Annotated in this window: 6 protein-coding genes and 2 tRNA genes; 7 read left to right on the top strand and 1 reads right to left on the bottom strand. The window is 36.3% G+C overall.

The genetic code is table 11. The annotated features are described in order from the left end of the window. Positions 1-48: 48 nt before the first annotated feature. The 6 genes from HMPREF0877_RS08675 (at position 49) to HMPREF0877_RS08650 (ending at position 5,735) form a co-directional block, all read left to right on the top strand. A complete protein-coding gene (locus HMPREF0877_RS08675) occupies positions 49-1,344 on the top strand; it encodes a DEAD/DEAH box helicase (RefSeq protein WP_002828971.1) in 1,296 nt (431 codons plus the stop codon). After that, the gene (locus HMPREF0877_RS08670) at positions 1,341-2,018 is read left to right on the top strand and encodes a ComF family protein (protein WP_002828970.1); all 678 of its coding nucleotides are present in this window, start codon (positions 1,341-1,343) and stop codon (positions 2,016-2,018) included. Before HMPREF0877_RS08675 ends, HMPREF0877_RS08670 begins: the two co-directional genes overlap by 4 nt. A gap of 153 nt (positions 2,019-2,171) precedes the next feature. After that, positions 2,172-2,744: a ribosome hibernation-promoting factor, HPF/YfiA family gene (gene hpf, locus HMPREF0877_RS08665; RefSeq protein ID WP_040761122.1), complete on the top strand. Its 573-nt coding sequence runs from the start codon at positions 2,172-2,174 to the stop codon at positions 2,742-2,744. A gap of 163 nt (positions 2,745-2,907) precedes the next feature. Continuing rightward, a complete protein-coding gene (locus HMPREF0877_RS08660; protein ID WP_040761119.1) occupies positions 2,908-3,354 on the top strand; it encodes a hypothetical protein in 447 nt (148 codons plus the stop codon). Continuing rightward, complete coding sequence (locus HMPREF0877_RS08655; protein ID WP_002828967.1) at positions 3,354-5,537, top strand: Tex family protein; 2,184 nt, start codon at positions 3,354-3,356, stop codon at positions 5,535-5,537. Before HMPREF0877_RS08660 ends, HMPREF0877_RS08655 begins: the two co-directional genes overlap by 1 nt. Before the next feature lie 114 nt (positions 5,538-5,651). Further along, a tRNA-Leu gene (locus tag HMPREF0877_RS08650) sits at positions 5,652-5,735 on the top strand. Positions 5,736-5,840: 105 nt separating this feature from the next. Here HMPREF0877_RS08650 and HMPREF0877_RS08645 read toward each other — a convergent pair. Then, a complete protein-coding gene (locus HMPREF0877_RS08645; RefSeq protein ID WP_002828965.1) occupies positions 5,841-6,023 on the bottom strand; it encodes a hypothetical protein in 183 nt (60 codons plus the stop codon). Positions 6,024-6,286: 263 nt separating this feature from the next. Here HMPREF0877_RS08645 and HMPREF0877_RS08640 point away from each other — a divergent pair. Continuing rightward, positions 6,287-6,376, top strand: a tRNA-Ser gene (locus HMPREF0877_RS08640). Positions 6,377-6,403 lie beyond the last annotated feature (27 nt).

Below are 6,403 nucleotides of genomic sequence, written 5' to 3'. Positions count from 1 at the left end.
GTACAAAAAATAATTTTCACCGTCTTTAATACTAGTTAGGAGAAAATTATGGCAAATAATACTGATGAATCTTTATTATATGGTCGATTGGTTGTATATCATTCAGTAGACTGTAGCGGATTAACTGAAAAAGCTGATATTGAACCAGCAATTAATAATGGATACTGTGGTCGTTGTCAAAATAAAATTTCTCCCAAATGGCGATTACAAATGGGAGGACAATATTGCTGGCATTGTGCAAACATGGGCAGACTGACTACAAATGATTTTCTGGCAACGATTAAAGAACCCAATGATTTTATAACGAATGATAATCCATGTACTTGGAAGGGAAAATTAACATCATTACAGCAAATGGTGTCTGATGATCAAATCAAGGCACTGCGGGATGGGGAGTCTCATTTGACTTATGCCGTTACGGGTGCAGGTAAAACAGAAATGCTTTTTCCAATGCTGACTTTGGCAATCAAACAAGGAAAGCGCATTGCAATTGTTGCACCACGAGTTGATGTCATCATTGAATTAAAAATAAGAATTGAAGCAGCATTCAATGTCCCTTTTGTTGTGTTGTATGGTGGTACAGAGGACGAGTATAAATATACGCAATTAATACTAGCGACGACCCATCAATTGATGAAGTTTAAACAGGCATTTGATGTCATTGTGCTAGATGAAGCAGATGCCTTTCCTTATTCAGAAAATCAAATGCTTATTAAATCGGTTAATCGATCACTAAAAGAAACAGGAATCATATTTTATTTGACAGCAACACTAAATGCCTCTTTGAAAAAAATGATTAAGCGAAAACAGCTATTGTTATCAATGTTACCGCTTCGATTTCATGGCCAGCCATTGCCTAATTTTAGTGTGAAACGAATTGCAAAATGGCGTGAAAAGCTACCTAAGCGGGTGATTAACCAAATGATAAATTTAAGGGATAAAAAAATAAAGTTTCTTGTTTTTGTACCTGAAGTTAAAGATGTAGCGATTGTCATGAATCAACTGAAAAGTATTACAACTAAACTAAAAATTTTGGGGACATATGCAGCAGATGAAACTAGATTAGAAAAAGTGCAAGCAATGCGTGAGAATAGTATTGATGGTCTTATAACGACGACAATTCTAGAGCGGGGAGTTACTTTCCTGGGCATTGATGTACTAATACTAGGGGGTGATGAACCAGTTTTCTCTACAACCACATTGATTCAAATAGCTGGTAGATGTGGGCGTAGTATCGATCGGCCTACTGGATTAGTAAGAATTTATGTGCAAGAAAGAACGAAACAATTGGTTGATGCAATATCTGAAATCCATTATTTAAATAGTTTAGGGAAAACATTATGAAATGTGAATTATGTCAGTCAAATATCAATCATCAATGGCAATTACGAGATTTTTACGATTTTTCAGTATACAAACAACCCTTTATTTGTGAAATGTGTTATGATAATTTTCAACAAATTGATCCCCAAATAGCTTGTTTAGAATGTCAGGGCGTGACGGTAGGAAAATATTGTGTTGATTGTCAACAATGGTTTAAGCAGGGCTTCCCGAAAATACACAATCAATCATTATTTAAATATGACTCACAAATGAAAAGATATTTTAAGGCATATAAATTTGAAGGCGGTTACCATCTTCGTGATGTCTTTAAGCAAGCTATCCAGCAAAGGTTAATTAAAGCAAATGTAGATATGATAGTGCCAATTCCCATAACAACTGATACATTCTTAGAACGCCAATTCAATCAAGTCACAGGTTGGCTGGAAGGAATACCATTTGATGAGATATTGATTTGTCGAGAGGTCAGAAAGGACAAACAGTCACGAAAAACACGACGTGAGCGGTTACTTATGAAACAGCCATTCACATTGTGCCAATCAGATAAAAAATTGGCAAATCAGAAAATTTGTTTAGTGGATGATGTCTATACAACAGGACGTACTTTAAGGCATGCAGCACAGTGTTTAATAGTCGCAGGTGCTTTAGAAGTGACATCATTAACCCTTGCTAGATAGTGATGCTCCATGAATGTTAACGCTTTCTTTTTTTGTTATCAATATGTTACAATATACTTACCGATAGGATACAGAAATGAATCTATAAAGGTATATAAGATAAAAATTTTGGGGATATTATCTTATAAATTTAGTCAGACAGGAGACAGGATTATGCTAGAATTTAAGGTACGTGGTGAAAACATTGAAATCACTGATGCGATGTCAGAATACATTGAAAAGCGTATTTCTCGACTTGAGCGTTATTTAAATACTGAAGCTAGTTATATCGCTCGCGTTAATGTACGATCATATAAGGAAGGTACGTTTAAGACAGAGGTAACTATTCAATTACCATACTTGTTGCTTCGTGCGGAAGATACGCAAACGGATATGTACCAGACAGTTGATTTTGTTTCTGATAAACTAGAACGACAAATCCGAAAGTATAAGACTAAGGTTAACCGTAAGTCCCGTGAAAAGGGCTATAAGGGGTTAGAAAACACTGATTTTATGGCAGTGGATCCAGCAGCAGCTGTTGAAGAGCCTGAACCAGAAGATGATGGTTTGGAAATTGTGCGAACAAAGCATGTTGATCTAAAGCCAATGGATGTAGAGGAAGCAGTTCTGCAAATGGAACTTTTAGGACATGAGTTCTTTATTTTCCAAGATGCCGAAACTGATTTACCAGCGGTTGTTTATAAGCGCCGTGATGGTAAGTATGCATTACTTGATACAGTAAATTAATGCCAATATTTAGGTAGGTAAGATTTGGGGGAATATTACTTACTTAGTTAAACTAATTTAAAATTTTAAAGACTGGGAATTTTTCCTAGTCTTTTTATCTTTAAAGCATTAAAAATGATTTATAATGATATGAATGTCAATGGAACATACAAAGGAGAACGTAATGCCTAAGAAAAAATATATGTCGACGCAGCAATATGGTGTGTTATTAAGTGAATTAATTGAAACTATCCAAGAAGCTGGTGATCGTGTAGCACCTTTTTTTGAAAAACTAGATAAGGCACTGAAAGAAAATGAGTTAGCTAGTTTATCAACAGATGAATTTGTTGAAATTGCAACTGAGTTTGAGAATGTTGTTGAGATTTATCAAGATGTTTCTAAGCAATTGAATAGTATGACAGCTCCTGTTCGGCTTATCGGTGCACATCAAATAGTTAAACAAATTTTTGCGGACTATACGACAGCCACGAAAGTTATGGCTGATTCTTTGGATGTAAATACGCAACAAGTGAATTTAGCTGATTTTAGAAAATCGGAAGCTGATCAAGATGTCTTTATGGATAAATTCTTGGCACAAATTCGTCGTGTCTTTTCAACGGTCACAGCCTAATGACAAAGGTAGCAGAGATGAATGCAACTTTAGAAATAGATATTGCACAAAGTGTTGGTGAAAAGTTAAGTTTGCCAACCCATAAAGTAAAAGCTGTCACGAATTTACTAGATGAAGGGAATACAGTACCATTTATTGCGCGATATCGTAAAGAAGCGACAGGCAATCTTGATGAAGTCCAAATACGTGATATTCAATCTATTTCTAAACAATTAGCTGAATTACAAGCACGGAAACAAACAGTTTATAAGGCAATTGCTGAGCAAAATATGATGTCATCTAGCATACAGCAGGCAATGGTTGCAGCTGATACGCTTCAAAAGGTAGAAGATATTTATTTGCCTTTTAAGAAGAAGCGTCAGACAAAAGCGACCCTTGCTAAGGAAGCTGGTTTGATGCCGTTTGCAAGACTAATTCAAAAATTTCCATCTGTAGATCTGCAGGTTGAAGCGACAAAGTATATTAATCCAGAAAAAGACATCAAAAATATTGCTGATGTTTTTTCAGGCGTGCATGAAATTTTTGCCGAAGTAATTGGTGAAAATGCAGGATTACGGGATTGGGTCAGACAGTTTACGTTAAATAATGGGCATTTTGTTGCTAAATTAAAACGTGGTGCCAATAAAAAAGACGAACAAGGTGTATTTGAGTTGTACTATGATTTTGATAGCTTAGTGAAAAAAATACAAAATCATCAGATACTAGCAATTAATCGTGGTGAAAAAGAGGGGATATTATCCGGAAATATCATTGCTGATGAAGATGCCATCAATCGTTATTTGAAGTTTCGTTTAGTAGGAAGTAAATTAGGATCAGCAGTAGATATTTTAGTGCAGGCAGCACAAGATGCATATAAAAGATTTATTGGTCCAGCAATTGCGCGTGAAATCAGGAAAAAATTATTTAATCAAGCAAGTGAGGATGCGATTAAAGTGTTTGGGACAAATCTGTATCATCTATTGATGGCAGCACCCTTACATGGTCAAATTGTCTTAGGTTTTGATCCAGGCATTCGAACTGGTTCAAAGTTAGCAGTCGTGGATCAAGCAGGACAATTTTTAGACAAAGCGGTGATTTATCCGCATAAGGCACCTAAATATGATCCAGAAGGTGCGAGAGAAGTAATTATTAGCTTGGTTAAAAAGTATCACGTGTCGATAGTTGCTATTGGTAATGGAACAGCTTCTCGTGAATCACAGCAATTTATTGCCAAGATTATCAAAGATGACTTACCAGATTTAAGATACGTTGTTGTAAATGAAGCAGGTGCCTCCGTGTATTCAGCAAGTGATGTTGCCCGAGAGGAATTCCCGGATTTACCGGTTGAACAGAGGTCGGCTATCTCAATCGCACGAAGGTTACAAGATCCAATGGCAGAGCTAATAAAAATTGATCCACAAGCAGTAGGAGTTGGTCAATATCAACATGATTTGCCGGAAAAAGAGCTTTCTTTAGAACTTGATAATGTATTAGAAACATCAGTTAATCAAGTCGGTGTGAATCTAAATACGGCATCACCACAGTTACTAACCCATATTGCTGGACTAACTGCAACAATTGCGCAAAATATTGTTGCATATCGAAACGAAAATGGACAGTTTCAAGCACGTTCGGAGCTTAAAAAAGTATCTAAATTAGGGCCAAAAGCATTTGAACAAGCTGCAGGATTTTTACGCATACCTAAAGGGGAAAATCCACTAGATAACACGGACATTCATCCAGAGTCCTATCAAGTAGCTGAAAAGGTATTACGCAGCGCAGCTGTTGAAAAATTAGGTGCTGACGCACGTCATGCGCTGCACGAGTTTGACACACCTGTATTTGCACAACAGTTGGGAATCGGTTATCCAACGTTACACGATATTATTTCTTCACTGATTGAGCCTGGTCGTGATTTGCGAGATGATGCACCAATGGCAACATTAAGGTCTGATGTGTTGACTTTAGATGATTTAAAAGTGGGGATGCAATTACAAGGAACTGTGCGTAATGTTGTTGATTTTGGTGCCTTTGTTGATATTGGTGTCCATGAAGACGGACTCGTTCATATTTCTAAATTATCGAAACAACATATAAAAAATCCACATGCTATTGTTGCTGTTGGCGATATTGTGACGGTTTGGGTAACTGAAATTGACAAGAAACGTCAACGAATTGGGTTATCAATGATTGCGCTAAATTAAAATGATAATTATCAAGCTAGCATGCATGGTCTAGTGGTATACAGTCATGGGAAATCTTGCATATAATAAGTATATTTGATAATATTAACTGTGTTGATGTTTTCAACATGGTATGCGATCGTGGCGGAATTGGCAGACGCGCAGGACTAAGGATCCTGTGGTAGAAATACCGTGAGGGTTCGACCCCCTCCGTTCGCAAAAAAAAAGAAGTTGGGACAAAAGAATCTGTTCCAACTTCTTTTTGCTAAAAATGTATTAATTATCAGCATGAAAGTTTGATAATATAAACGCTTTTTTAATGTTTTACATATGAATAGCATTGTATATAAGTATGATTCCACCAATACCAAAAAAGATAATTCCCCAGATAATTTGTGAAATGACACTTTTATCACCAAAGTATAAGCGTATGAGGGGGGCTGTATGACCAAGAATCGTGATTAGTAATCCTAATATCACCAATGCCAATCCAATTAAACTAAGCATATTTTCCTCCAGGATGAACAACAAACAATTTGTGGCAAGTAAAATTATGATGATACATTCACTTTTTGTCTGTTAACTAATGTGGTATTATAGTACCCGAATTGAGATATGTTGTAAATGGGTATATAGGACTCTTTTTTATTAACTAAGAAAATAAAATATGACTGGTTTATTTATAAATAAGATGCGATATGAAAATTCTTGACAATTGCTTCGTGGAGAGGTATGATATCTCTTGTGGTTGTATTACTACAAACATTCATGGAGATATACCCAAGTCTGGCTGAAGGGAACGGTCTTGAAAACCGTCAGGTCGGGAAACCGGCGCGAGGGTTCGAATCCCCCTATCTCCTTGACATCAATTTAGATGGTCTATTTCA

The organism is Weissella paramesenteroides ATCC 33313, from assembly GCF_000160575.1.
In the GTDB taxonomy this organism is placed as follows: Bacteria; Bacillota; Bacilli; order Lactobacillales; family Lactobacillaceae; genus Weissella; species Weissella paramesenteroides.
The sequence above is the reverse complement of the archived record's forward strand: the minus strand, read 5'-3'. Positions and strand labels throughout refer to the sequence as shown.

What these genes read in the sequence shown, in the direction of transcription:
- HMPREF0877_RS08675 (WP_002828971.1), top strand. Translation starts at nt 49, where the DNA reads ATGGCAAATAATACTGATGAATCTTTATTATATGGTCGATTGGTTGTA.
- HMPREF0877_RS08670 (WP_002828970.1), top strand. Translation starts at nt 1,341, where the DNA reads ATGAAATGTGAATTATGTCAGTCAAATATCAATCATCAATGGCAATTA.
- hpf (WP_040761122.1), top strand. Translation starts at nt 2,172, where the DNA reads ATGCTAGAATTTAAGGTACGTGGTGAAAACATTGAAATCACTGATGCG.
- HMPREF0877_RS08660 (WP_040761119.1), top strand. Translation starts at nt 2,908, where the DNA reads ATGCCTAAGAAAAAATATATGTCGACGCAGCAATATGGTGTGTTATTA.
- HMPREF0877_RS08655 (WP_002828967.1), top strand. Translation starts at nt 3,354, where the DNA reads ATGACAAAGGTAGCAGAGATGAATGCAACTTTAGAAATAGATATTGCA.
- HMPREF0877_RS08645 (WP_002828965.1), bottom strand. Translation starts at nt 6,023, where the DNA reads ATGCTTAGTTTAATTGGATTGGCATTGGTGATATTAGGATTACTAATC.